Origin of the sequence: Candidatus Borrelia fainii, assembly GCF_027925085.1 — a bacterium.
GTDB lineage: Bacteria > Spirochaetota > Spirochaetia > Borreliales > Borreliaceae > Borrelia > Borrelia turicatae.
Window position 1 is genome coordinate 330,507 of the sequence record NZ_AP027070.1, and the last position, 24,321, is coordinate 354,827.

16 protein-coding genes and 1 pseudogene are annotated in these 24,321 nt (G+C 28.0%); 7 read left to right on the forward strand and 10 right to left on the reverse strand.

Features of this window, described 5'->3' with window-relative positions; genetic code table 11:
• Position 1: 1 nt before the first annotated feature.
• Positions 2-595 carry a hypothetical protein gene (locus QMG63_RS01445; protein ID WP_281861067.1) on the forward strand — a complete coding sequence of 198 codons (594 nt, stop codon included), beginning with the start codon at positions 2-4 and terminating at the stop codon, positions 593-595.
• The gene (argS, locus tag QMG63_RS01450) at positions 585-2,339 is read left to right on the forward strand and encodes an arginine--tRNA ligase (RefSeq protein ID WP_281861068.1); all 1,755 of its coding nucleotides are present in this window, start codon (positions 585-587) and stop codon (positions 2,337-2,339) included. The genes QMG63_RS01445 and argS overlap by 11 nt, the downstream gene beginning before the upstream one ends.
• Before the next feature lie 30 nt (positions 2,340-2,369).
• On the opposite strand, the gene QMG63_RS01455 is transcribed toward argS, so the two are convergent.
• Together QMG63_RS01455 and QMG63_RS01460 are read right to left on the reverse strand one after the other, a co-directional pair.
• Positions 2,370-4,301, reverse strand: coding sequence for an AMP-binding protein (locus QMG63_RS01455; protein ID WP_281861070.1), 1,932 nt, complete (start codon positions 4,299-4,301; stop codon positions 2,370-2,372).
• Positions 4,302-4,314: 13 nt separating this feature from the next.
• On the reverse strand, positions 4,315-5,019 hold the full coding sequence (locus QMG63_RS01460; RefSeq protein WP_281861072.1) for a CPBP family intramembrane glutamic endopeptidase: 705 nt from the start codon (positions 5,017-5,019) through the stop codon (positions 4,315-4,317).
• A gap of 114 nt (positions 5,020-5,133) precedes the next feature.
• On the opposite strand from QMG63_RS01460, the gene QMG63_RS01465 reads away from it, so the two are divergent.
• Both QMG63_RS01465 and rsmA read left to right on the forward strand, forming a co-directional pair.
• On the forward strand, positions 5,134-6,411 hold the full coding sequence (locus QMG63_RS01465) for a ComEC/Rec2 family competence protein (RefSeq protein WP_281861074.1): 1,278 nt from the start codon (positions 5,134-5,136) through the stop codon (positions 6,409-6,411).
• A gap of 27 nt (positions 6,412-6,438) precedes the next feature.
• Positions 6,439-7,275, forward strand: coding sequence for a 16S rRNA (adenine(1518)-N(6)/adenine(1519)-N(6))-dimethyltransferase RsmA (gene rsmA / locus QMG63_RS01470; protein WP_281861075.1), 837 nt, complete (start codon positions 6,439-6,441; stop codon positions 7,273-7,275).
• Here the strand turns inward: rsmA and pta are convergent.
• Positions 7,246-8,292 carry a phosphate acetyltransferase gene (gene pta, locus QMG63_RS01475; protein WP_281861076.1) on the reverse strand — a complete coding sequence of 349 codons (1,047 nt, stop codon included), beginning with the start codon at positions 8,290-8,292 and terminating at the stop codon, positions 7,246-7,248. The two genes, rsmA and pta, sit on opposite strands and share 30 nt — an antisense overlap.
• A gap of 117 nt (positions 8,293-8,409) precedes the next feature.
• Here pta and metG point away from each other — a divergent pair, with 117 nt between their 5' ends.
• Together metG and QMG63_RS01485 are read left to right on the forward strand one after the other, a co-directional pair.
• On the forward strand, positions 8,410-10,599 hold the full coding sequence (metG, locus tag QMG63_RS01480) for a methionine--tRNA ligase (protein ID WP_345741254.1): 2,190 nt from the start codon (positions 8,410-8,412) through the stop codon (positions 10,597-10,599).
• A 21-nt stretch (positions 10,600-10,620) separates the two neighbouring features.
• Positions 10,621-11,670, forward strand: coding sequence for a lipid II:glycine glycyltransferase FemX (locus tag QMG63_RS01485; protein ID WP_281861077.1), 1,050 nt, complete (start codon positions 10,621-10,623; stop codon positions 11,668-11,670).
• Here the strand turns inward: QMG63_RS01485 and murD are convergent.
• The 3 genes and pseudogenes from murD to QMG63_RS05730 all read right to left on the reverse strand — a co-directional run bounded on the left by murD (position 11,667) and on the right by QMG63_RS05730 (position 15,950).
• Positions 11,667-13,022 carry a UDP-N-acetylmuramoyl-L-alanine--D-glutamate ligase gene (murD, locus tag QMG63_RS01490; RefSeq protein ID WP_281861078.1) on the reverse strand — a complete coding sequence of 452 codons (1,356 nt, stop codon included), beginning with the start codon at positions 13,020-13,022 and terminating at the stop codon, positions 11,667-11,669. The genes QMG63_RS01485 and murD overlap by 4 nt on opposite strands.
• A gap of 24 nt (positions 13,023-13,046) precedes the next feature.
• Positions 13,047-14,390 (reverse strand): MATE family efflux transporter, encoded by a 1,344-nt coding sequence (locus QMG63_RS01495; protein ID WP_281861079.1) that lies wholly within the window; start codon positions 14,388-14,390, stop codon positions 13,047-13,049.
• A 200-nt stretch (positions 14,391-14,590) separates the two neighbouring features.
• Positions 14,591-15,950, reverse strand: a pseudogene (locus tag QMG63_RS05730) (MATE family efflux transporter).
• Between the two features lie 100 nt (positions 15,951-16,050).
• Here QMG63_RS05730 and QMG63_RS01510 point away from each other — a divergent pair.
• On the forward strand, positions 16,051-16,845 hold the full coding sequence (locus tag QMG63_RS01510; protein WP_281861082.1) for a M15 family metallopeptidase: 795 nt from the start codon (positions 16,051-16,053) through the stop codon (positions 16,843-16,845).
• A 2-nt stretch (positions 16,846-16,847) separates the two neighbouring features.
• Here QMG63_RS01510 and recG read toward each other — a convergent pair whose 3' ends face one another.
• The 4 genes from recG to QMG63_RS01530 form a co-directional block, all read right to left on the reverse strand.
• Positions 16,848-18,911 carry an ATP-dependent DNA helicase RecG gene (gene recG / locus QMG63_RS01515; protein ID WP_281861083.1) on the reverse strand — a complete coding sequence of 688 codons (2,064 nt, stop codon included), beginning with the start codon at positions 18,909-18,911 and terminating at the stop codon, positions 16,848-16,850.
• 9 nt (positions 18,912-18,920) lie between these two features.
• A complete protein-coding gene (locus tag QMG63_RS01520; protein WP_281861084.1) occupies positions 18,921-19,493 on the reverse strand; it encodes a YggT family protein in 573 nt (190 codons plus the stop codon).
• An 11-nt stretch (positions 19,494-19,504) separates the two neighbouring features.
• A complete protein-coding gene (gene dnaE, locus QMG63_RS01525; protein WP_281861085.1) occupies positions 19,505-22,957 on the reverse strand; it encodes a DNA polymerase III subunit alpha in 3,453 nt (1,150 codons plus the stop codon).
• 146 nt (positions 22,958-23,103) lie between these two features.
• Positions 23,104-24,285 carry a methyl-accepting chemotaxis protein gene (locus tag QMG63_RS01530; protein ID WP_281861086.1) on the reverse strand — a complete coding sequence of 394 codons (1,182 nt, stop codon included), beginning with the start codon at positions 24,283-24,285 and terminating at the stop codon, positions 23,104-23,106.
• Positions 24,286-24,321: the final 36 nt, after the last annotated feature.

Below are 24,321 nucleotides of genomic sequence, written 5' to 3' on the forward strand. Positions count from 1 at the left end.
TATGAAGAATAAAACGTTTTATATCACAGATAAATATCTAAAAACATCCTTAATGCTATTTCCAATTTTTGCCTATACAAAAAATTTTTTAGAAGGAACCATAATATCAATTTGGATTTCATTGTGTATTTTACTTCCAGCAATAATTATTAAACAAATAGAATTAAGAAATCAAATATTAGGAATTTACCTATTAATAATAGGAATTGTTGTTAGTTTAACTTACCTATTCATGTACTACATAACTCCTATTCTTTATGAAAATTTAAGATTTTCAATCCCTATTTTAACAGTGATAATAATCTCATTTCACAAAAATGAACCTTTTAAAAGTGTAAAAGATTCATTAAGCATATTACAATACTCCAAATTACCGATAATAACATTCATATCACTAAGCACAATAATTTCACTATTTAGAGAAATACTAAATACTGGAGGCTTACAACTTTTCAATATTAAATTATCGATAATTAAAGATAGTAATATAATAAAAACACCTGTTTATAGCTCAAATATTTTTCTAGCAGCATCCCTAATCTTTCTCTTGATTAACATACTAATAAATATTAAAGGGAAAAATAATGATCAGTAAAATAAAAAAAAATTTAGAAAATAAAATTAACAAAACAATAAAAGAGCTTGCATTAAAACAAAATATCACATTAGACAAAATAAATATAATCATGCAAAAACCTCCAAAAAGTGAACTGGGAGATTTATCAATACTAATATTCGAATTTAGTAAAATCTTAAAACTCAGTACATCTGTAATTATTGAAGAGATAATTAAACAGATTGGAAAGAAATACACAACCAAATCAATGGGAGCTTATTTAAACATAAAATTCAACAGAAAAGAATATATTAAAAATACAATCAAAAGAGTCAATGAACAGAAAGAAAAATATGGAATAAATAATGTACTTAAAAACAAAAGGATAATAATAGAATTCTCATCACCAAATACAAACAAACCATTGCATGTAGGACACCTTAGAAATGACATTATTGGGGAAAGCTTATCAAGAATACTAAAAGCTTCTGGTGGTCAGGTAACAAAAATAAATTTGATAAATGATAGAGGAACACATATCTGCAAATCCATGCTCGCTTACAAAAAATTTGGAAATAATACAACCCCTGAACTTTCCCTAAAAAAGGGAGATCATCTAATCGGTGATTTTTATGTAAAATACAACGAATATGCTAAAAATAACAAAATGGCAGAAGATGAAATACAACAGTTACTATGTAAATGGGAAGAAGGAGATGAAGAAGCTGTTCAACTTTGGAAAAAATTAAATAAATGGGCAATTGAAGGAATCAAAGAAACTTACAAACTTACAAACATTAAATTCGACAAAATTTATCTTGAAAGTGAAATATTTAAGATCGGACGAGAAATTATACTTCAAGGATTAAAAAAAGGTTTATGTTATAAACGAGAAGATGGGGCTATATGTATCAATATACCTATAAAAGCAAATGAAATGACCGAACACAAATTTAAACAAAAAGTACTCCTAAGAGCTAATGGAACATCCATTTATTTAACACAAGATCTAGGAAATATATTAACTAGAAAAAATGAATTTGATTTCGATGAAATGATTTATGTAGTTGGAAGTGAACAAATTCATCATTTTAAAACTTTATTTTACGTTGCAGATAAATTAGGGATTACAAAAGAAAATAATCTAGTACACTTATCATACGGCATGGTAAACTTACCTACAGGTAAAATGAAATCAAGAGAAGGTCATATAATTGATGCTGACAACCTAATTCATGATTTAAGCGAATCAACTATGACAGAGATAAAAAAGAGATATTCAAATGAGAAAGATTCCAAAAAAATTGCATTAAATATATCACTAGGAGCTATTCACTACTATTTACTCAAAACAGCAATACACAAAGATATATTATTTAATAAAGAAGAAAGCTTATCATTTACTGGAAATTCAGGTCCATATATTCAATATGTAGGTGCAAGAATTAACAGCGTACTTGAAAAATATGATGAATTAAATTTACCCAGAAAAAATATTAATTTCGACCTCTTAATCAATGAAAACGAATGGGAAATAATCAAAATTATCTCTGAATTTGAAGAATATATAATTAAGGCTGCAAAAGATCGTAATCCTTCAATAATAGCCAACTATTCTTACTTACTTGCAAAAAGTTTTAGTGCATATTATCAAGACACAAAAATAATAGATAAAGATAACCCTGAACTTACACATACAAGAATTGATTTATCAAAAGCAGTTTTACAAACAATAAAAAATTGTATGCATTTACTTAACATTCCCTATATGAAAAAGATGTGAACTTTTCAAATTCATATTTCAAGTCCATAATCATAATAATTCACAGTCATCCTTATTAAATATCGATATTATCTTCTTATGATATTTTTCAAATATGTAATACCTCTTAAGCTTAAGAGTATTAGTAAGTTCTTCGCCCACAACAAAACTATCTTTTAATAAAACAAATCCAACAATCTTCTCAAAGCTCTTAAATCCAGACTTAAGATTAACTATATCTGAAATACATTTAGAATAGAGCTTGTTAACAGATTCATTAGATAATAAATCATCATGAGAAGCAAATATTATTTCATTAGAACCAGCCCATTTCTCAAGAACTTCAAAATTAGGTACAATAATAGCTCCTAAAAACTTTTGATCTTGACCGACAACTACAACATTTTCAATAAATAAAGACTTTGATAAAGCTCTCTCGATAAATTCAGGCTCAATGTTTTCTCCACCCCTTAACACAATCGTATCTTTACTTCTTCCAACAATTGAAATCTCATTATTAATTGTTGCACACACTAAATCGCCTGTCTTAAACCAACCATCTCTTGTTAAAACTTCTCTTGTTGTAGTATCATCTTTAAAATAACAACTCATAACTTGAGGAGATCTGACCCAAAGCTCACCCTTTTCACCAGGAGATAAAGAATTACCATCATTACCGACTACTCTATATTCAATATCTGGAAACAAAGGCCCAACAGTGTTTGCAACAGGACTCTTAAGGCGTCTTACACTTAAAACAGGTCCCGTTTCTGTAAGACCATAACCTTCAAGCACTACAATACCTACAGCTTTGAAAAAATAATCAACATAATTTACCAACGCTCCCCCACCAGAAACACCAAACTCAAATCTTTTCCCAAGTGCTTTCTTTATCTTTCTAAAGACTAAAATATATCCTAAAAATTTAAAAGGCAAAATCAAAATTAATCCAATAAGACAAGCAACCTTTACAAAAATTGAAATTAAAAAATTGGACCTCTTGTAAACAGGAACAAGTCCTAAAAATTTTTCCTTAAGCTTTATATAAAGAATTCCTATTTTTAGGAAAAAATTAAATAAAAATCTCTTTAAAAAAGACTCCGATACTCTTTTCATAATGCCAATCCTTATTCCTTCCCAAATTCTTGGAACAGAAATAATTGCATGGGGATTTAAAGCTGCAAAATCTTTAAGTAAAACGGGCCCAATAGGCTTTGAATAAGCAATCGCCATACCATTAAGAGCAACTATATATTCACAAGTTCTCTCAAATGAATGCCACAAAGGAAGAATAGATATCATTATTTTCCCTGGTTCAATTGCCGGCAAATAATCACCAATCCTATCTACTTGAAAAATAAAAGATTCATGACAAAGTACAACACCTTTTGGCAATCCTGTTGTTCCTGAAGTGTATATTATAGTAGCAATATCCTTGCCAGAAACTTTTTCAAGTTTAGAATCAAACATCTTAGGATTATCTTTTAAATAATCATACCCCAAACTCAATAATTTTTTATAAGAGATTATTGTAATATCTCCCAATTTATCCTCATAAAGTTTATCATCATCAATAACAACAACATATTTAACAAATTTAAGCTCATGTTTTTTAGAAATGATTTTTTGAAGCTGTTTAGCATTTTCCACAAAGACAAAAATAGACTCAGAATGATTAATAATATAAACCAACTCATCCTCAGACGAATCATTACCCCTTGGAACATCAATACATCCTAAACTCATAACAGCAATATCAATAATTATCCACTCTTTTCTTGAATCAGAAATAAGAGCGACCCTATCACCTTTCTTAATTCCATAATGCAAAAGACCAGAACCAATACTCTTAACTTCATTCCAAAAATCAGAATATATCTGTCTCTTAAAATCTTTAGACTCATTCTCTTTATAAATAAAAATATCAAGATCACCATAAAGTCCCACAACTTCACTGAAACGCTTAGGTATAGTATCCAGCATAGATCCTCCTTAACTAATTTAACAAAAAGAGCAAAACACTAACAAAGATATTATAAAAACTATGAACAAAAATCGAATAATATATATTTTTATGTATTAAATATATATAAGACAAAATTCCCCCAAAAATTAATGCAAATAAAAATCCAATAAATCCATAATAAAAATGTCCATAAGCAAAGATAAAACTACTAAGCAAAGCTGCAATCAATGAAGTAATCCCTACCTGCTTAAGTTTGGTAATAATAAAAGCTCTGTAAAACAATTCTTCAACTCCTCCTGTAAAAAGAGAAGTAATAACCATGAAATAAAGCGATTGCTTACTGCCTATATTCCACATAAAACCAGAGTTACCTACTTCAATCCACACTCGAACTGATTCTGGAAGACAATACAAAATAAAACAAAAAATAATTAATAGCAAAAAAATACAAATAAGCAACTTAACAAAAATTAAAAATGCTTGCCAAATAAAAATAGGATTAAATTTAGGAATAAAAAACTCATCTTTAAAATTATAAGAACTTGTTAATTTAGAAAAATATACAATAAAAAGAATTAAAAAAGTACTATACAACCAATAATAATAATGGTTTTTATCAAAATTCCAAAGATCAATATCAATACTGTCAAAAGGAGAGATACGGGTAACTATAAAATAGGATAATAAAATCTCCAAAAAAACATACCTTAAAGGGTATTTATTTGATAATGTCATAATAAATTATAGATATATAAATGTAAGATTGTCAAATTTTATGATAATTGATCCAAAACTGATTCGATACATTTTTGATATATTTAAAATATACTTCTTAAAAAGAGATTTTCAGTGATTCTATTGTTTATAGTAAGTGCATTAAATTTATTAACAAGATATTACTTAAGACTAAATCCAATATATTTAAATTTAATCTTAATGTCAATTTTTCTAATAAAAAGAAATGCCCATTTATCACTTACATTCATGATTAGCACAAGTTTTCTAGTCATCTTTGAAATTAGCCTAAACTTTAAAAGACTTGAGGATAATTTTTATCAAATAACAAATATTACCTATTTTGCAAAATATTCAAATACCAAGATTGAATCAATAGATGGATTTGGTAAAAAATATAAATTTATATTCAAAAATATTGAAAATAAATATAAAATCGGAGATATCGTCAAAATTCAAAATAATAAAATGCAACTTATCAAAAGACCCCTGCTAGTAAATATTAGAGAAAAATATAACAAACTAATAAACCGGTTTTTAAACTCAATTAGTACCAAATATTCTCACTTTTCAAAAGCGATTTTAACGAACAATAAATCAGATATAACAAAATATGAGAGTAATTTATTTCAAAAAGCAGGTATATCACATATATTAGTGGTATCTGGACTACATTTTTACCTAATTTATATTATTTTTTATTATTTACTCTTTATAATCAAAAATGAAAAACTAAAATATTTAATTTTAAGCGCAATACTACTCAATTATCTAATTCTAACAGGCTTTTCACCATCTACTCTAAGGGCATTTATCATGATAAAAACGCTTATAATTTACAAATTAACATATGGAAAAATCAATTTGCTTAGTACATTAGCAATTAGCTTTATAATAAATGCCATAATCTTACCACACACACTAAATTCAATAGGATTCAAGTTATCCTATCTTGCAGTACTTGGAATATCAATCTCCCTTGCTCTTAATCAAAGATATAATTTAAATAAACTCATACATCCAATTTTTACAACCCTTCTGATTCAAATTTTAACAGCTCCCATTTTTTATGTTAATGATCTCAACCTTCAACCAATCTCAATACTATCAAATCTAATAGTTACTCCCCTAATGCTAGCATTTTTAATAATAACGATATTAAGCTTAGGAAGCTACATAGTTAACACACACTTATTTTTATTACTTGATCTAATGAACACTTATATCTTTAAGGCAATAAAAGAAACAGCCATTATCTTTAGCAAATTTCCAGTAATTCAAAATTATAACGTGAAAATATTTCTAGTCTTAAGTATTTTAACAATACTTTATATAAGCTATAAATTAGAACAAGAAAAGAGATATCTCAACAAAAACATAAAACACCAATGATAGTAATATGCTATATTTTTACTATCTATGAACATAAATTATAACAGCATAAACAGCATAAAACGTGCACTTGCAAGCAAAAATATAGCTCCACGAAAAATATGGGGACAGAATTACTTAATTAATGAGCATATAAGAGAAAAAATAGTAGATATGCTTGAAATTAAAGAAAATGAAAAAATTTGGGAAATAGGGCCAGGTCTTGGAGCAATGACAATTATTTTACTGAAAAAAACAAATTTTCTGACAGTTTTTGAAATTGATCCTAAGTACTCAGAAATTTTAAATGAACAATTTGGACAATTTAAAAATTTCAAGCTAATAAAAGGTGATTTTTTAAAAACATATAAACAAGAAAAACAAAATATTAACAAAATATTTTCAAATTTACCTTATAACATTGCATCAAAAGTAATATCAATGCTTATTGAAGATGGAATCCTAACGCACATGGTATTTACAGTACAAAAAGAACTGGCAGACAGAATGCTTGCAAAAGAGGGAAACAAAAATTACTCATCATTTACAGTACTAGTTCAATCACACTTTAATGTAATTAAAATAATGGACATTGATAAAAAAAATTTTTATCCAATTCCTAAAGTAAAATCAACAACTCTTAAACTCATTCCTTACAAAAGAGTAATTGAAGACTTTCAAGCATTCAACAAGTTAGTCAGAACAGTATTTATAAGTCGCCGAAAAAAATTAAAAAATACAATCATTAACTTTATCAAAGACGAGAGCATTCTTGAAGAAGGCTTCTTAAAAAAATTTTTAGATAAAAGACCTGAAGAAATTTCTGTCAAAGAGTTTATTACAATTTCAAACAAACTAACTACCAATCATCAAGGCACTCGTTAATACGATATCATCTAGAGAACACCCCCTTGAAAGATCACTAACAGGGTTTTTAAGTCCCTGCAAAAAAGGTCCATAGGCATTAGCAAAAGCCAATCTTTCAACAAGTTTATACCCAATATTACCAGACTCCAAACTAGGGAAAATAAGCACATTCGCAGAACCAGCAACCAAAGAATCACTGCACTTTTTCTCTGCAACACCTTTAACCAAAGCTGCATCAATTTGAAGTTCTCCATCAATAAGTAAGTCTGAGCACTTGCTTTTAACAAGCTTTAAAGCACCTTTCACCTTTTCAACTTCTACGGAATTAGCAGACCCCTTTGTAGAAAAGCTTAGGAGGGCTACTTTTGGCTCTGCATTAAAAATATTCTTAAATGAATTTGCACTCTGTATTGCAATTTCTGCAAGCTGAAGAGCATTAGGATTGATTATTACAGCACAATCAGCAAACATTAAAATTCCCTTATACCCAAAACAAGTTTCAAACCGACTAAGATCATTGCCAGTATCCATAATCATAAAAGAAGATATAAAATTAGTCTCTTTAAGATTAGGAAGTATTTTAAACACGCTCCTTAAAACTTTAGCTGAAGACACTAAAGCACCACAGACACAAGTTTTAACTTCACCAAGTCTAACCATCATCATAGAAAAAGCAATTTCATCTAAAAGTTCTTCTCTAGCTTGCTTTAAAGTTAATGCCCTATTATGTTGTAAACTAAAATACTCATCTAAATATCTATTAAAATCTTTAAAAGAATTGGGATCTACAACTCTTACCATTTCTAAGATATCATCTCTAGAACCTGAAAGTTCTTTCAATCTTCTAAAAACATTATCTCTACGCCCAATAAGCACCACAAGTCCTGCAAGTTCTTTCTTTAAAAGCTCAATAGCTGCTTCTAAAATCCTAACATCAGTACTTTCAGGAAAAACTATACTGGCCTTATCTCCCTTTTCCCTCACAATTTTTTTTGCTCTATCACATACATAATTTTTAAAATTAAAAGAACCCACATATCCCCCATATCACATTTATCATTAATAAAAACATAAATTATTCAATAAACAAAATGAACAAAATAACCCATATTAGTATTAAAATATGAATATAATACAACAAAAAAGGAAAAAATAAATCAAGTGAAAAAAAAGAACTTAATTACAGCTGCATTGCCATATGTTAATAACATACCTCACCTTGGCAACTTAGTACAAGTATTATCAGCAGATGCTTTTGCACGATATTCAAGAATGATGAACATAGATACGCTTTATGTCTGTGGAACAGATGAATACGGTACAGCCACAGAAACTAAAGCCTTAATTGAAAAAACTACTCCTGAAGAACTCTGCAACAGATATTATGAAATACACAAATCAATTTATGAATGGTTTAACATTAAATTTGACATTTTTGGACGCACAACTAACAAATACCATAAAGAAACTGTACAAGATTTATTCTTAAAACTAGAAAGAAATGGCTATATCACAGATAAAGAAAGTGAACAATTTTTTTGCCAACAAGATCAAATGTTTTTAGCCGATAGATATGTAACAGGAGAATGCCCAAATTGTGGAAATAATGCAAAAGGAGATCAGTGTGAAAATTGTTCTAAATTATTAACTCCAATCGACTTAATAAACCCAAAATGTATAATTTGTAAAAATATTCCCATTATAAAAACAACTAAGCATCTCTACATTGATCTACCAAAGATAAAAAATGAACTTATACACTGGATGCAAACAACCGATCACAATAAAAACTGGAATACCAATGCCATTAAAACAACAAATGCATTCTTAAGAGATGGTCTTAAAGAAAGAGCAATAACAAGAGATTTAAAATGGGGCATACCAGTACCAAAAGAAGAATATGCAAACAAAGTATTTTATGTATGGTTTGATGCACCAATCGGATATATCTCAATTACAAAAGAAATTTCAAAAGACTGGGAATCTTGGTGGAAAAATAACGAAGAGACTAATTTAGTACAATTTATTGGGAAAGACAATATCTTATTTCACACAGTAATATTTCCTGCCATCAAGCTTGGAAGCAAAGAAAACTGGACAATGTTAGACAAACTAGCTTCAAGCGAATATTTAAACTATGAACACTTAAAATTTTCAAAATCTGCAGGAATTGGAATATTTGGAAACGACGTCATTACTACTGGCATATCTGCTGACATTTGGCGATTTTACATATATTACAACAGACCTGAAAAATCTGATTTTCAATTTACGTGGGACGACTTTATGGAAAGGGTGAACAGTGAACTTATTGGAAATTTCTCAAACTTTGTTAATCGAGTATTAACATTTTATAAAAAATTCTTTGGAGACAAAATAGACACAATAGAGATAAAAGAAGATTTCTGGAAAGAAATCAATCTTAAATATAATAAAACTTTAAATTTCTTCAAACAAATAGAACTAAAATCAGCTCTAAAAGAGATTCTTAATATCTCAAGAATAGGCAATAAAATATTCCAAGATAAAGAACCGTGGAAAACAAAGGACAGTATACCTAAAAAAACAAAAGAGCTATTATTAAATTTAATATATTTAATAAGGGATCTATCCATCTTAATCTCACCATTTATACCACACACAAGTGACAAAATAAGAAGATTCTTTGGAGAAAGTTATGAAATTTCTAACAAATTTTTAGGAACAAATTTAGGTTTAAATACAATTCAGTTTACAGAAGTATTATTTACAAAGCTAGAAAAGGAATTAATTGATGGTTTAAAATTAAAATATTCAGGGGGTAAAAATATGCAAGATGAACAAACAGAAAATCCAATAAATTTATTTAGCGAAAAAGTATGCTTAAAAGTTGTACAAATAAAAACAATAGAGAGAAATTCAGATGCAGAAAAGTTATTCATTTTAAAACTTGATGACGGGACTCCTGATGGAAAACAAATTGTAAGCAGTTTGGCAGATTATTACAAAGAAGAAGAATTAATTGAAAAACACATAATAATAGTTGACAATTTAAAACCTGCCAAATTTAGAGGGATCAAATCTGAAGGAATGTTAATTGCAACTGAAGATGAGGATAAAAATTTTAAAGTAATAATTGTAGAAGATTTTAAAGATAATCCCATTCCTGGAGAGCGAATAATACTTGAAAGTGATAGTGATAAAAAATTAAAATTACCATCAAAAATCAGCATAGATAAATTCCTTAAAACTCAAATTGTAGCAGAAAATGGGGAACTTAAAGTAAGCGGTATCAACCTTATACTAGAACATTCTAAAGAAAAAATACTATCTAGAGAAATTCCAAATGGAAAAGTATATTAAGTATCAAATCAAGAAAAATCAATGAATATTAAAAAAATTGAAATAGAAAACTTAAATGAAAATTACCTTCAAAGCAAACTATGGACAACTGTAAAAAAAGTTTCAAGCAATAAAAGTCCATGGAAAGCCATAGCATTTAGTAATAATCATTTCAACAAAATTCTTGTGATGCAAAGAAAAATCTTTGGAAAATTTTACTTAAGCTACATCGCTCATCCAGAATTTTCAAATAAGAAAATCGAAGAAATTAATGTAGACGAGATCGATACCCAAATTAAAAAATTTAGTGAAAATATAAAACAATATTTACATAAAAATACCATATTTGTACGATATGATTTAATGTTTTATACTTCAAGGGGCTTAAAAGAAGATTATATCCCACTAAAAATTAAATTTAAAAACCTACAAAAATCATTCGATGAAATACAGCCAGCAAATACAACAATACTAAATTTGAATGACTCATTAGATGCCATTAAAGCTAAAATGAAAAAGAAAACTAGATATAACATAAACCTTAGTAGCAAAAAAAATATCAAAGTTATAATAGATGATGACTTTAAATATTTTGATGAATTTTACAAACTTCATAAAGAGACAGCCCAAAGGGACAAATTTACCATTCACTCAAAAGACTATATAAGAAATCTAATAAAAGCATTCACAGAAGATAAAAATTCCAAAATCAAACTAATAATTGCACTATATAATGAACAACTAATATCTGGAATCATTGTTGGTATATATAAAGATAAGGCCACATATCTTTATGGTGCTTCAAGCAAAGAAAATAGGCATTTAATGCCAAATTATGCAGTGCAATTTAAGACAATACAAATACTGCAAAGTCTTTCAATAAAAGAATATGATCTTTTAGGAATTCCTCCAAATGCTGATACAAAACACCCTTTATTTGGTCTCTTTCAATTCAAAACCGGATTTGGAGGAAAACTTATCCACAGAATTGGATGTTATGACTTTGTATACAAAAAATTTTTATATAAAGTCTATAGTATTCTTGAAATATTAAGATACATTTACTATAAAATTATTAAAAAAAGATTTTAAGCCATAATGCTCACTAAATTTTTAAATTGAAGTCCTCTATCAAATTCATTCTTAAAAAGTTCAAAAGAAGCACTGGCTGGCGAAAATAAAACTATATCATTTTGAATAGAAATTTTTTTAGCATAACAAACACATTCTTCTAAAGAAGAGAAGATAAAATAATTAATATTATTATCTTCTAAAAATTTAATAATTGCTAAAGTAGCACTTCCTCTTAACAAAATCCAGGTTTTAACCATGTTTAAAATCTCACCAAAAATTGTAAAATTAAGCTCTTTATCAGTTCCACCAGTAATAAGATTAATCAATCCTCCGTAAGCTCTTAAACTTTTAACAGACAAAACTGTAGAATCAGGAATTGTTGACGCCGTATCATTATAATATTTAACACCTTCAAATTCTCTTACAAATTCTAATCTATGCTCAATGCCATCAAAATCAGTCACAATTTTAGATACAACACTTAAATCTAAGCCTAAATAACTTGCAATAAAAACAGTAATCATTTTAGAGATCAATAGCACAACCCTTGACTCACTAAGAGTATCGACTACTTTGTTATTTAAATAAATTTTGCCTTTTTTAAAATAAAAAATATCATTTTCAAAATTTAAAGGCACAGATTCTGAGAATAAAATGATCTTAAGCTTAGATTTAAATCTAAAAAAATAATTATAATAAGCTTGTTCTTGAGAGATCAAAATTCCCGAATTTTGATTTACAAAAACTCTTGACTTATCTTCTATATAGCTATCAAAATTTGAATAATAATTTTGATGATCAAAGTAAATATTTGTAATAATGCTAATTATAGGACATAAATTCCTAAGATCATGCAATTGCCAAGAAGAAAGTTCCAAAATAATAGGAGATACTCCATCAAGATCATCTAAAAAGCTTAAAGGAGATACCCCAATATTACCTCCAAGCTTAGAATTTGGATATTTAATAATCAAAACCTTGTGCAAAAGAGATGCAAGTGTTGATTTTCCCTTAGTTCCTGTAATAGCAATTATTGGATTTTGATTAAACATTAAAAATAAACTAATATCAGTCTCAACCCTTTTTGCAAGTTTTAAATATTTATTATCAAAACTTACACCAGGATTTTTAATAACAATATCTGCCCTCTTAAAATCATCCTCATCATGATATCCTAAAACATATCGAATTTTATCTCTAAATTGTTTCAAGGCCTCAATGCTTGGGATTAATTCTAATTCATTCTTTAAATCAGTAATTACCAAATTACCACCATGTTTTAACAAAAACTTCGCAACAGCCAGACCTCCTCCATGAAGCCCTAAGCCCATAATCAAAAAATTTTTACCCCTTATATCATCTAAATACACAGCACAAGTATTATAACAAAATAATTAACCTGTTTTAATAGATTTAATCCACTTAGTACTATAAAAATAAGGCAGAGAAATACCAAATTTAATTATATCTTCAAGAGTTGGAATAAAAACAATAAGTTCAAATGGAGTTTGAGTATAATTTGCCAAAAAATATGCAACAGGAATTGTATAAATGAAAGTCACAGAACATTCCACAATAGCTCCAAAGTTTGGAGCTGCACCTGCTCGAAAAAACCCAAATAAATATTGAAATGCAAGGGATGTAAAAAAAGATGAAATAGCATAATATCTTAGCATGACTCCCATAAGATCTGCATACTCTAATTTATAAAAAATATGGGGAACTATAAATGATAAAGCAAATATTATAAGAGAAGTTAAAAAAGCCAAAACAAAACCTATTTTTCCTAAATATGCTGCAACAGACATTATTTCCCTTTTATTATTATTCATCTCATATCCCATCACAATATTAACAGCAAAACAAAAAGCATAAGTTATATTAAGCCCGATAAAATAAGTAGAAAAAGTTATACTATAAGCTGCATATTTAGCCGTATCAATTCTTGAAAAGATTGCAGTTAAACCAAAATATCCCAAATACCAAATAAAATCATTTACGAAAATTGGAACAAAAACCTTAATGAGCTCAGAAAATATCAAAGGATTGATTTTTAGATTTTTAATCTTAAGATAAAAATGTGAATTTATATTGAAAACAGTATAAAGAAGATAAAAAACAAGCTCAATTAATCTAACCAATGTAGTTGCAATAGCAGCACCAATTACCCCCATACTAAGCACAAAAATAAATAAATAGTTAAAAGACACATTTAAAATAACTGAAATAACAGAAGTAGCAATTTGAATTTTGGTTATTTTAACAATTTTTAATGAATTAGCAATAATTCCTTTAACAACTGCAAATATAAAAGAATAAACAGCAATATTAAGATAAGATATTCCATAAGAGATAGCTACTGGGTCATTAGACAACAATCCGAGAAAAAAATATGAATAAAATAATGAAATTACTATAAATAAAAAGGAAAAAAATAGAAGAATTAAAATGCTAATAAAAAACGTATTTTTAAAATTATCAATATCACCCTGGGCATATTGCCTTGTTGCCAATATATTATAAGCTCCCATTACGGTAAAGGCAATAGTACTAAAGAGTTCAAATAATTTATTTGCAAGAGAAACTCCAACAACGGGATAATCACCAAGGTAAGATACCATAATATTATCTGTCAATGCAACAACATTAAACAAAAAGAATTCAATGGCTGTTGGAACTGCAATATTTAAAATATCTTGATACACACTGCTTTTCTTGGATTTGCTTAATGAATACATACCTTCCTCCTAAACATAAAAACAGCAATTTTGCAAATTATCAAACAAAAAACAGACAAATTCAACTTAAACAAATACACTATAAAAAAGTAGCGGGAATTCCTTTATTAAATAAAATCAAAATGAATTTTAAATCCACATTGCTCATACAATATCCTAATTGTCATTATAATATATTTTATAAAATTAAGTCAGTTCTCCTAATGAATGTCCTTTATCCAATTATTTTTTAAAAACTCTATTAAAATAAATATCTTTTTAAAGCTCTCTTCAAGATTGACAATAAAAACTATTAATAGCAATCTAAAATTTGTAAAAAAAATAAAAAATAAGCAACTGGCAATGTATAAAAAACAACAACTACTACCTCAATATAAAAATAAATATTAGGAATTCCACTGGCTCTAAAAATACCACACTGGCCCTAAAAATACCAACAAGTGTCTGAACTGCAAAACTCTTAAAAACAACAATACTTGCAAAAATAGAGATAAAAGTGTTAACAAGTTCAGAAAAATCCAAATTACTAAAAATAATAGGAACAATTTTAGATGTTAAACAAAAAATCAAGGCTACAAAAAATCCCAAAATAACTCAAATAACTGAAAAAAAATATTCTCAATGCTTTAACCTAGTCCTTATAATTTACCATCAAATGACCAATAATAACACCAGTTGCAACTCTCATCCCATGCATCACAACAAAGTATAAATCTAAAATATTAGATGCTACTGAAAAAAATGCATATTTTCACTACTTCCAAGCCAAGCATAAAAAGCATGCAAAATAGTTATTCTTAAAACTCAACAAATGTCATATAAAAAAACAGGAATCAGTATCTTTAAATAAGCCACTTTAACACTCTTTGAAACAAAGAAATCACTTACTTTAAGATGATAATAAGAATTTTACATTCAAAAGATTATAAAAAAATAAAAAATAAATTCACTAATCCTAGCAAGCAAAGTAGCATAAGCAGCCCCTCTTAATACCCATATTAAACCCAAAAATTAAGATATAATTTAAAATAATATTCATCAGTACAACAAACATAGTAACAACTAAAAGTATGTTTATATCCTTAACACTCTTAAAACCCATGGTAAATAAAAAAGAATAAAACATAAAAATGTAAGAAACAGAAATAATTTTTAAATAATCCATTCCAAAATTTAAAGACTCGTTTTTTTCTATGAATAACTTAATAAACTCCTTTGAAAAAACAAAGGACATACAAAAAAAATAATTTCAATAGTAATTCCAATTATCAAAGCATAAGCAAACACCTGCTTAACATGTGTAAATTTTCCCTTAGAAAATGATTGAGAAGCGCATACACGCTAAATGTAGTACCCAATGCAAATATAACAATAAAATAAAGAAAAGTTATCCTATTAGCAAAAAAAGTTCCTGTCATTTGCGCAAATCCTAAATAAGCAATCATATAATTATCAAAAAAATGTTACCAGTTGAAATAAAAAAGACTCAAAAACTATAAAAATAGCCAATACCAATAATTTTCCTAGTATTGAACAATAATTGTTAAACTTTGTAAGCATATCTTATCTAGATTATCACTTTTATAAATAAAAATTACTAACACAACGAAAACAAATTAATTATATATATTAATTATATATATAATATAATTATATTTTTATGAGAGCATTAAATATATTTTCACTAATACTATTAATTAATAACTTAACTTTACAAGCAAACACAATATCAAAAGAAGACTTAAAAAGTTTATTTAAAATTATAAAAATTTTAGATAAATCTTATCAAAAACAAATAAAAGAAAAACCTATTCAATTTATAAAAGAACTTAAACCACTACTTGAAGCAGAAAAGAATGATCTCTTAATACTTGTAAACAAAGAAATCCCAATTCCTAAAGGATATAATTTAACTGATTTAGTTTATTTGAAAGATTTCAAAGAATTAAAAAACATTGGAAAAAAAAGCTTAAAATTAAGAAAAATATTAATAGACGACTTAACTAATCTTGTAAAGGCAGGAAGAAAAAATGGCTTACAAATAAAAATAGTGTCAGCATACAGAACAAGAGAATATCAAAAATTTTTATTTGAACATAATGTAAAAACTTACGGACTTAAGCTAGCAAAAATCCAATCAGCAACTCCTGATCACTCACAACACCAACTAGGAACAACCATAGATTTCATCCAAATAGATGATAATTTACTAAATACAAAAGCGGGTAAATGGCTTTATGAAAATTCATTCAAGCATGGATTCTCATTATCATATCCTAAAGATCATGAAATAGAAACTGGTTATAAATCAGAGCCTTGGCATTACATGTATATTGGTAAACAAGCATGCATTTTGCAAAAAAAATACTTCAACAATTTACAGTATAAACTTTTCAAGTTTTGGCATGAACATAAAAAAGAACTTTCAAAGTTAATTCAAAAATATACAAACTAATATTAATTTTCTTTACCAACAAATCTTAAATATGAGGCTAAAAGATTATCTAATAATTTAATATCTGCTTTATCATAAAAAACTTTATTAAAAAAATACATATTAAGTTCTTCTCTAATCAAACTTATGACTTCTTTATCTTCAACAAAATCAGCTATCTTAAGTTTCAAATAACCAGTTTGCTCAAGACCAAATAAATTTCCAGGACCTCTTAATTTAAGATCTTCTTCTGCTATTTTAAAACCATCCAGATTCTCCTTTATAGTTTTAAGTCTAAATTTTCCAGCTTCTGTTAAAGGTTCCTTATAAAGTAAGAATAAAAAAGACTTTAAGTCACCCCTACCAACACGCCCTCTAATTTGATGCAAAGCAGAAAGTCCAAAACGCTCAGCATGCTCTACTACGATGCAAGTTGCATTTAAGCAATCAATACCAACTTCAATAACACTTGTTGAAACTAAAATATCTATTTTTTTCAAATAAAAATCACGCATAATTTCTTCTTTAACATGAGATTCAAGCTTAGAATGAATCATTGCAACAGAATATTCAACAAAAATATTCTTAAGATTTAAACACATACTAGTAACATCTTTTAAATTAAACTTCTCTGAAGATGATATTAAAGGATAAACAAAATAAACCTGATGTCCTTTTCCAAGCTCATTTTTTAAAAATTCATATACCTTATCCTCATTGCCATGCTTTGCTAAATAAGTAACAACAGGTCTTCGACCTGCAGGACCTCTCTTAATTAAAGATACCTCAAGATCACCAAATAGAGTCAAAGCTAAGCTTCTAGGAATAGGAGTTGCTGACATTAAAAGCATATCAACTTCTTCCCCCTTATTTTTAAGCTTTTCTCTTTGTTCAACGCCAAATTTATGCTGTTCATCAATAATAACATAAGCTAATTTTTTAAATTTTGTTCTTTGAGAAAAGATAGCATGAGTCCCAATTACTAAACTATAAGTACCATTTTGAATTTTTTCTAAAACATCATTTCTATCTTTCGTTTTCAAACTACCAGTTAAAAGAGCTATTGAAACATTAAAATCTTTTAACACATTTGATATATTATTATAATGTTGCCGTGCCAAAAGATCAGTAGGTGCCATCAATGCAACTTGATACCCAGCTTCAATTAGAGGAACACTAGAGAGAAACGCAACAAGGGTCTTGCCACTTCCAACATCACCTTGCAATAATCTATTCATTGGTTTATTACTTTTAAGATCATCAATTATTTCATTAATTACAACTTCCTGATCTTTTGTAAGCCTAAATGGCAATTTCAAAACAACTTGATCAAGCAAATTCATAGGTAGATGCTTCTCTTTCCTTAAAAAAACCAAAGAATTTTTCCCTCTTGAAAAAAACTGAAGCAAAAAAATTTCTCTATAAATCAAAGTCTTTTTTGCTCTCTTAAGCATTTCAAGGGAAGTTGGAAAATGAATTTCATTTAAAGCTTCATGAAGGGACAATAATGAATACTTATTTATCAAAAAACCAGGAATATCTGACTTCCCAAACTTTAAAAAATAAATAAGAGCTTCTTTTACATAAGATGACATCTTTTTAAAAGTCAGTCCTTCACCAAGAGAATAAACTGGCATAATTTTTTTAAACCTTTCAGGATTATAACTAAACACTTCACTATCAAAATTAGAACAACTCCACATTTGAGTATAATCATTGTAGTTAAATTTAGAATAAATATAGAATTTTTGACCTATCTTAAAAACCCCTTCTAAAAAACCTCTATTAAAAAGAAGAATTTCAAATATTTCATCATTTTCACTTTGAGCTATAATTTTTAAATTTTTCTTAGAATTACTCCCAAAATTTCTATGTTCCAAAACAACAAAAACTGTCATGAGTTCACAAATTCTCACCTCAAGTGGATCTGGAAAAGTTTTTATATTTTGACGATCTTCATATTTTTTAGGAAAATATTCTATAAGTTCTTTGATATTTGTAATGTTAAGATTATGTAATCTATCAATTCCCCTATTACCAAGACCACTTATACCTTGTAAATCATATTGAAATTCATGTAAAAACATGAATAATCCCTAAAAAGGTAAATAAAAACCTAAAATACTAATAGCCCATATAATTTGCTCACAAATGATTATAAATGCCAACAACAATGCTCCTGCTACAATTAAATTAATAGTATAAGACATATTTTTATCTGTAACCATATTGCTTATCTTAAAAGACAAGGGAATTAAAAATGAATCAACGCTTCTCATGAAATCAGTACCATCAAATAAGTGTAAAAATAAAAATATTAATCTTAAAACAAAGAAAAAGATAAGAGCAAAAAAAATACTTCTCAATATCCCCCAAACTTCAATAATAAACAACATAACAAATGTAGAAAGTTTATAATCACCGTAAGATAACATTTTTTCAACTATTGAAAGAGTAATTAAAGCTGCAATTGGTGAAAAATCATATATACCAAACCGAAAAAATCGAATCATTCTAAAAATAGATAAAAACGGCTCTGTTGAATTATATATAAATCTAAAAAAAGCACTAGTATTAATTCCTGAGGATACAAGCCAACTAAGAAAAATTCTAATCAAAATTAAAATTCTATAAATGTTTAAAAACACAATTAAAGTCTCTATTATCACAACTAATCCTCCTAATCAAACCAAATATCCTCCACTATTTTATGACATCTTAACTCATTAAGTTTAAACTTATCAGGCTTAAAATTTAAAGTTAAATCCATTTTAAGTTTCAAGCTCCTATCATCATTTTTTAAATAAAGATAAACATGTGAAAACCCGGTATTATCTTCAAAATTAAAGATTTTATCTTTTAAAGAATAAAGAAGATGAGAATCACCCAGTCTCTCATTAGAAAATTTAATATGAAGATTATTAATCTTATTCACATTATTTACAGAAATTTCTTCAATACTTAAAACTTTTTCAACAATTATTGAAAATTTATCTCTCTCAAATTTAAGCTTCCCTATAACACCAATCACATCACCTTCAATCAATAAATGATTATATTTTTCATAATTTTCAGCAAAAACTATAATCTCCATCTCACCTTTAAAATCTTCAATAACTCCAAAGGCCATCCTAGCATTATTTTTCTTAGTACGAATAACTCTTACCACATTTAGACTACCAGCAAATTTAACAGTAGTATCTTTTTTAACAGCAAGATCTTTTAAAACATTAAAATTCGTAAAACGTTCTAGTTCGGATTTATAATGGTCAAGAGGATGCCCAGATACATAAAAACCTAAAAGCTCTCTCTCAAATCTTAAAAGTTCAGGATAAGAATATTCCTCAAATACATGATAATTAAAACTTTGCTGAATAGCGTCTTGAGAGTCAATAGAGCCAAATAAACTATTCTGGCCAAGTTTTTTATCACTCCTATCTTTTACTACAAAATCTATTAATTTATCAAGATTTTGAAAAAGTGTTTTTCTATTTTGACCAAGACTGTCAAAAAGTCCAGATTTTATTGCGGCCTCAAGAAATTTTTTATTTATAACCTTATCATCTACTCTTCTAATAAAGTCTTCAAAAGATTTATATTTCCCATTTTTTTGCCTCTCAGTAATTATAAGATCAACTATCAACCCCCCGATATTCTTAATCCCATTAAGACCATAAGAAATATTCAACCCCACTACACTAAACTCTTTAAAAGACTGATTTATATCGGGTTTTAAAACATTGATCTCCATCGACTTCGCTTCTTCAATATAATAAGACAGCTTTTCAGTATTATTAATCTCATTAGTCAAGTTGGCCGCCATAAAATTCTCAGGGTAATTAGCCTTAAGATATGCTGTTTGATAAGCTATTAAAGAATACGCAGCTGCATGAGATTTATTAAAGCCATAACCAGCGAAAGGTTTTAAAAGCTCAAATATGTCATTTGCAAGAGTTTCATCATAACCTTTACTAAGAGCTCCTTTTATAAAATCGACCTTCATTTTATTCATCTCATCTTCTTTCTTCTTCCCCATTGCACGTCTTAAGATATCTGCTTTACCAAGAGAAAACCCACCAATAATCCTTGCAACTTCCATTACCTGTTCTTGATAAACAATAACTCCATAAGTTGGCTTTAAAACTTCTTTTAAATCTGGATGAGGATATCTAATCCGCTTAGTTCCTGTCTTAGCTGCAATAAATTGAGGTATAAACTGCATAGGACCTGGTCGATAGAGTGCATTTAAAGCAATTAAATCTTCAATACTGTCAGGTTTTGCTTCTTTTAAAACTTGCTGCATACCTTCAGATTCAAATTGAAAAACAGATGCACTACGTCCCTCAGAAAGCATTTTGAAAGTCTTAACATCACTATCAGAAATATTAGCAATGCTAAAATTAGGATTAGTAATCCTAATAAGATTTTCTGCATTCTTTATTAAAGTCAATGTCTTAAGTCCAAGAAAATCCATCTTTACAAGACCACAATCCTCTAACAAGTCCATGCTATACTGTGTAGAAACCGTGTTTTGCTTATAATCCTTATAAAGTGGAACATAATCTGTTAAAGGAGTTCTAGAAATCACAATACCTGCCGCATGAGTTGAGACATATCGATTCATGCCTTCAAGAACAAGAGCTGCTTCCATCAACTCATTATAAACAGATCCCTTATTTAAATATGCCTTTAAAGCTTTATCTTTGAAAACTTCTCTCAAGGAAACTTTTGGACCATCGGGAATAAGCTTAGTTAGTTCATTAGACTCTGCAAAAGGAATATCTAGCACTCTGCCCACATCTTTAAATACAGCCTTAGGCTTTAAGGTTCCAAAAGTAATTATCTGTGCAACCTTATCCTCACCATATTTTTCTGTAACATACTTTATAACTTCATCTCTACCTTCAAAGCAAAAATCAATATCAAAATCAGGCATGGATACACGTTCAGGATTTAAAAATCTCTCAAAAAGTAGACTATATTTCAAAGGATCAATATCAGTAATTCTAAGAGCATACGCAACAATAGAACCAGCCCCAGAGCCACGCCCAGGGCCAACAGGAATACCTCTATCATGTGCAAATTTAATAAAATCCCAAACAATTAAAAAATACGCCTCAAATCCCATCTTGATGATTGTTGAAAGCTCATAAAAAGCACGCTCTTTAATGCTATCAGTTACATTTGCATATCTAAACTTTAAACCTTCAAGTGTTAAATGCTCTAAATATTGACTAAGAGTATCAAACTCACTAGGTACTTGATATTCAGGAAAAATAGGACCTGGAAATTTAATCTCAAACTCATTACATTTTTCAGCAATTTTTAAAGTATTTGCTAAAGCTTCTGGCAAATCCCTAAAGAGTTTACACATCTCCTCTTGGGTTTTAAGATAAAACTCATCAGTCTCCATTTTAAGTCTATTAGGATCACTTCTCTTAGCACCCGTTCCAATGCAGACAATAATATCTTGAGCTGTTGCATCTTCTTTATTTACATAGTGAGAATCATTAGACACAGTTAGTGAAACATTAAACTCTCTAGAATAAGCGACTAATTTTTCATTAACTATATCCTGTTGTTTAATCCCATGACGCTGAAGTTCAAGATAAAAATCATCACCAAAAACACTCTTAAACCAAAGAATTTCATTCTTTGCATCATCAAATTTATTTGCAAGAATTAATTGAGGAATGATCCCACCAATACATGCAGACGTACAAATAAGTCCTTCTGAATATTTTTCAATATCTTTCTTATCAATCCTTGGGCGATAATAGAATCCCTCAAGATAAGAAACACTTGTCAATTTCAATAAATTCTTATAGCCTAATTCATTCTTTGCAAGAAAAATTAAATGATAATAAGGTCTTCCAAGCTCATCATTTTTTTTTACATGCTTTGAAGTACTTGACATGTAAGCTTCCATACCAATGATGGGTTTTATTCCTGCCCCTTTTGCTTCTCTATAAAACTTCACAGCACCAAAAAGATTGCCATGATCTGTTAATGCAATATGGGACATATTGCATTTTTTCGCCTTTGCCACAATATCTGTAATCTTGGCTGCTCCATCTAAAAGAGAATAATCTGAATGTACATGCAAATGAACAAACTTAACTTTTAAATCCATACCTACACTTATTTTACCACAATAAAACTTGATTTTTAATAGATATACTTTAACCTAAAGCAAAATACTAAATATAATAAACCTTTAAATATTAAACTTAAACCACTTAAAAAAAATAAGACTAAAAAGAATAATGAATTACAAAATTATGCAAAAATACTAATACCCTGATTTTCACATTCAACCACTATTTTTTTAACAGATTCAAGTTTGCTAACAATTTCATCTGATAAACCTTCAGCTTGTACCAACAAATCCTTTGCGCGCCTCAAATCGACATCATCAAAACTATCTTGTACAAATACTTTGACTATCTCAACAACAAGTTTATGAATATTTAAATAACAAGAATAAATATCTTCCCAAACTGCTCTAACTTTTAAAACCCTTGGAATAAGTCCCTTATAAAATAACCCAAATCCATGTTTCATAGGATCAGTTTGAATGGGCATGCTCTTTTGATTTTCAACAATTGCTCTTACGATACTCATCCAAGACATTTGTTCTGAAATGCTAAATTCTAATTCTTTTAAAAATTCATCATTAGAATACATAAAAATTTCAAAACTAGACAAAGAATCACAATTCCTTGCTAAATAAGAAACACTAGCTTCAACATTTTCAAGCTCACTAACTAACGTTGAAAATTCATTTTGCTGACTAACAAAATGTTTAAATAAATCTCCAAGAGAGATAAGTTCTACAATCAAATTTGAGAAAAAATTATCAATATCTAATTGCAATTCCTTAATATTTTTAGAAATTAAATCCTTAGATACTTGTTCAATTTCCTTAACAGAAATCATACTCATAACACTCTTTGCCTGATCTGAGAGTCGTTTAATCTCATCAGCAACAACAGAAAACCCTTTTCCATACTCTTTTGCTCTTGCTGCTTCAAGCTTAGCATTAAGAGAAATCATATTAGTTGCACCTAAAAAACTATTGATAGTCTCCAAACTTCCTTGCACACCTACAATAACAGCACTAACCCTTTTCAATTTTTCTTCATTATTCTTCTCAATATCTTCAAAAATAACACTCACTTGATTACGGGTATTATTTGTCTTCTCAATAAGCGATTCAAAGATCTTATCAATATTTCCAAAGTTAAAGAACAAGTTTTTATATAAAAATTCAATACGAACTAATATATTACTAATAGAAGACCTAGCATGATAAAATCCTTGTATCATCTCTTTAACAAGCACTTTATATTCACACACATTTAAAGATTGATTATCATCTTCTATATTTTTCAAAGATTCGTCCTTAGATGAATTAGACATATCAGCTTTTTTCTTACCAAAAAATGAAAATTTATACATGAAAAAATTTTACCACAAAAAATAATTTTCTAACAA

What these genes read in the sequence shown, in the direction of transcription:
- argS (WP_281861068.1), top strand. Translation starts at nt 585, where the DNA reads ATGATCAGTAAAATAAAAAAAAATTTAGAAAATAAAATTAACAAAACA.
- QMG63_RS01530 (WP_281861086.1), bottom strand. Translation starts at nt 24,285, where the DNA reads ATGTATAAATTTTCATTTTTTGGTAAGAAAAAAGCTGATATGTCTAAT.
- QMG63_RS01495 (WP_281861079.1), bottom strand. Translation starts at nt 14,390, where the DNA reads ATGTATTCATTAAGCAAATCCAAGAAAAGCAGTGTGTATCAAGATATT.
- QMG63_RS01510 (WP_281861082.1), top strand. Translation starts at nt 16,051, where the DNA reads ATGAGAGCATTAAATATATTTTCACTAATACTATTAATTAATAACTTA.
- QMG63_RS01460 (WP_281861072.1), bottom strand. Translation starts at nt 5,019, where the DNA reads ATGACATTATCAAATAAATACCCTTTAAGGTATGTTTTTTTGGAGATT.
- dnaE (WP_281861085.1), bottom strand. Translation starts at nt 22,957, where the DNA reads ATGGATTTAAAAGTTAAGTTTGTTCATTTGCATGTACATTCAGATTAT.
- rsmA (WP_281861075.1), top strand. Translation starts at nt 6,439, where the DNA reads ATGAACATAAATTATAACAGCATAAACAGCATAAAACGTGCACTTGCA.
- QMG63_RS01455 (WP_281861070.1), bottom strand. Translation starts at nt 4,301, where the DNA reads ATGCTGGATACTATACCTAAGCGTTTCAGTGAAGTTGTGGGACTTTAT.
- recG (WP_281861083.1), bottom strand. Translation starts at nt 18,911, where the DNA reads ATGTTTTTACATGAATTTCAATATGATTTACAAGGTATAAGTGGTCTT.
- QMG63_RS01485 (WP_281861077.1), top strand. Translation starts at nt 10,621, where the DNA reads ATGAATATTAAAAAAATTGAAATAGAAAACTTAAATGAAAATTACCTT.
- QMG63_RS01445 (WP_281861067.1), top strand. Translation starts at nt 2, where the DNA reads ATGAAGAATAAAACGTTTTATATCACAGATAAATATCTAAAAACATCC.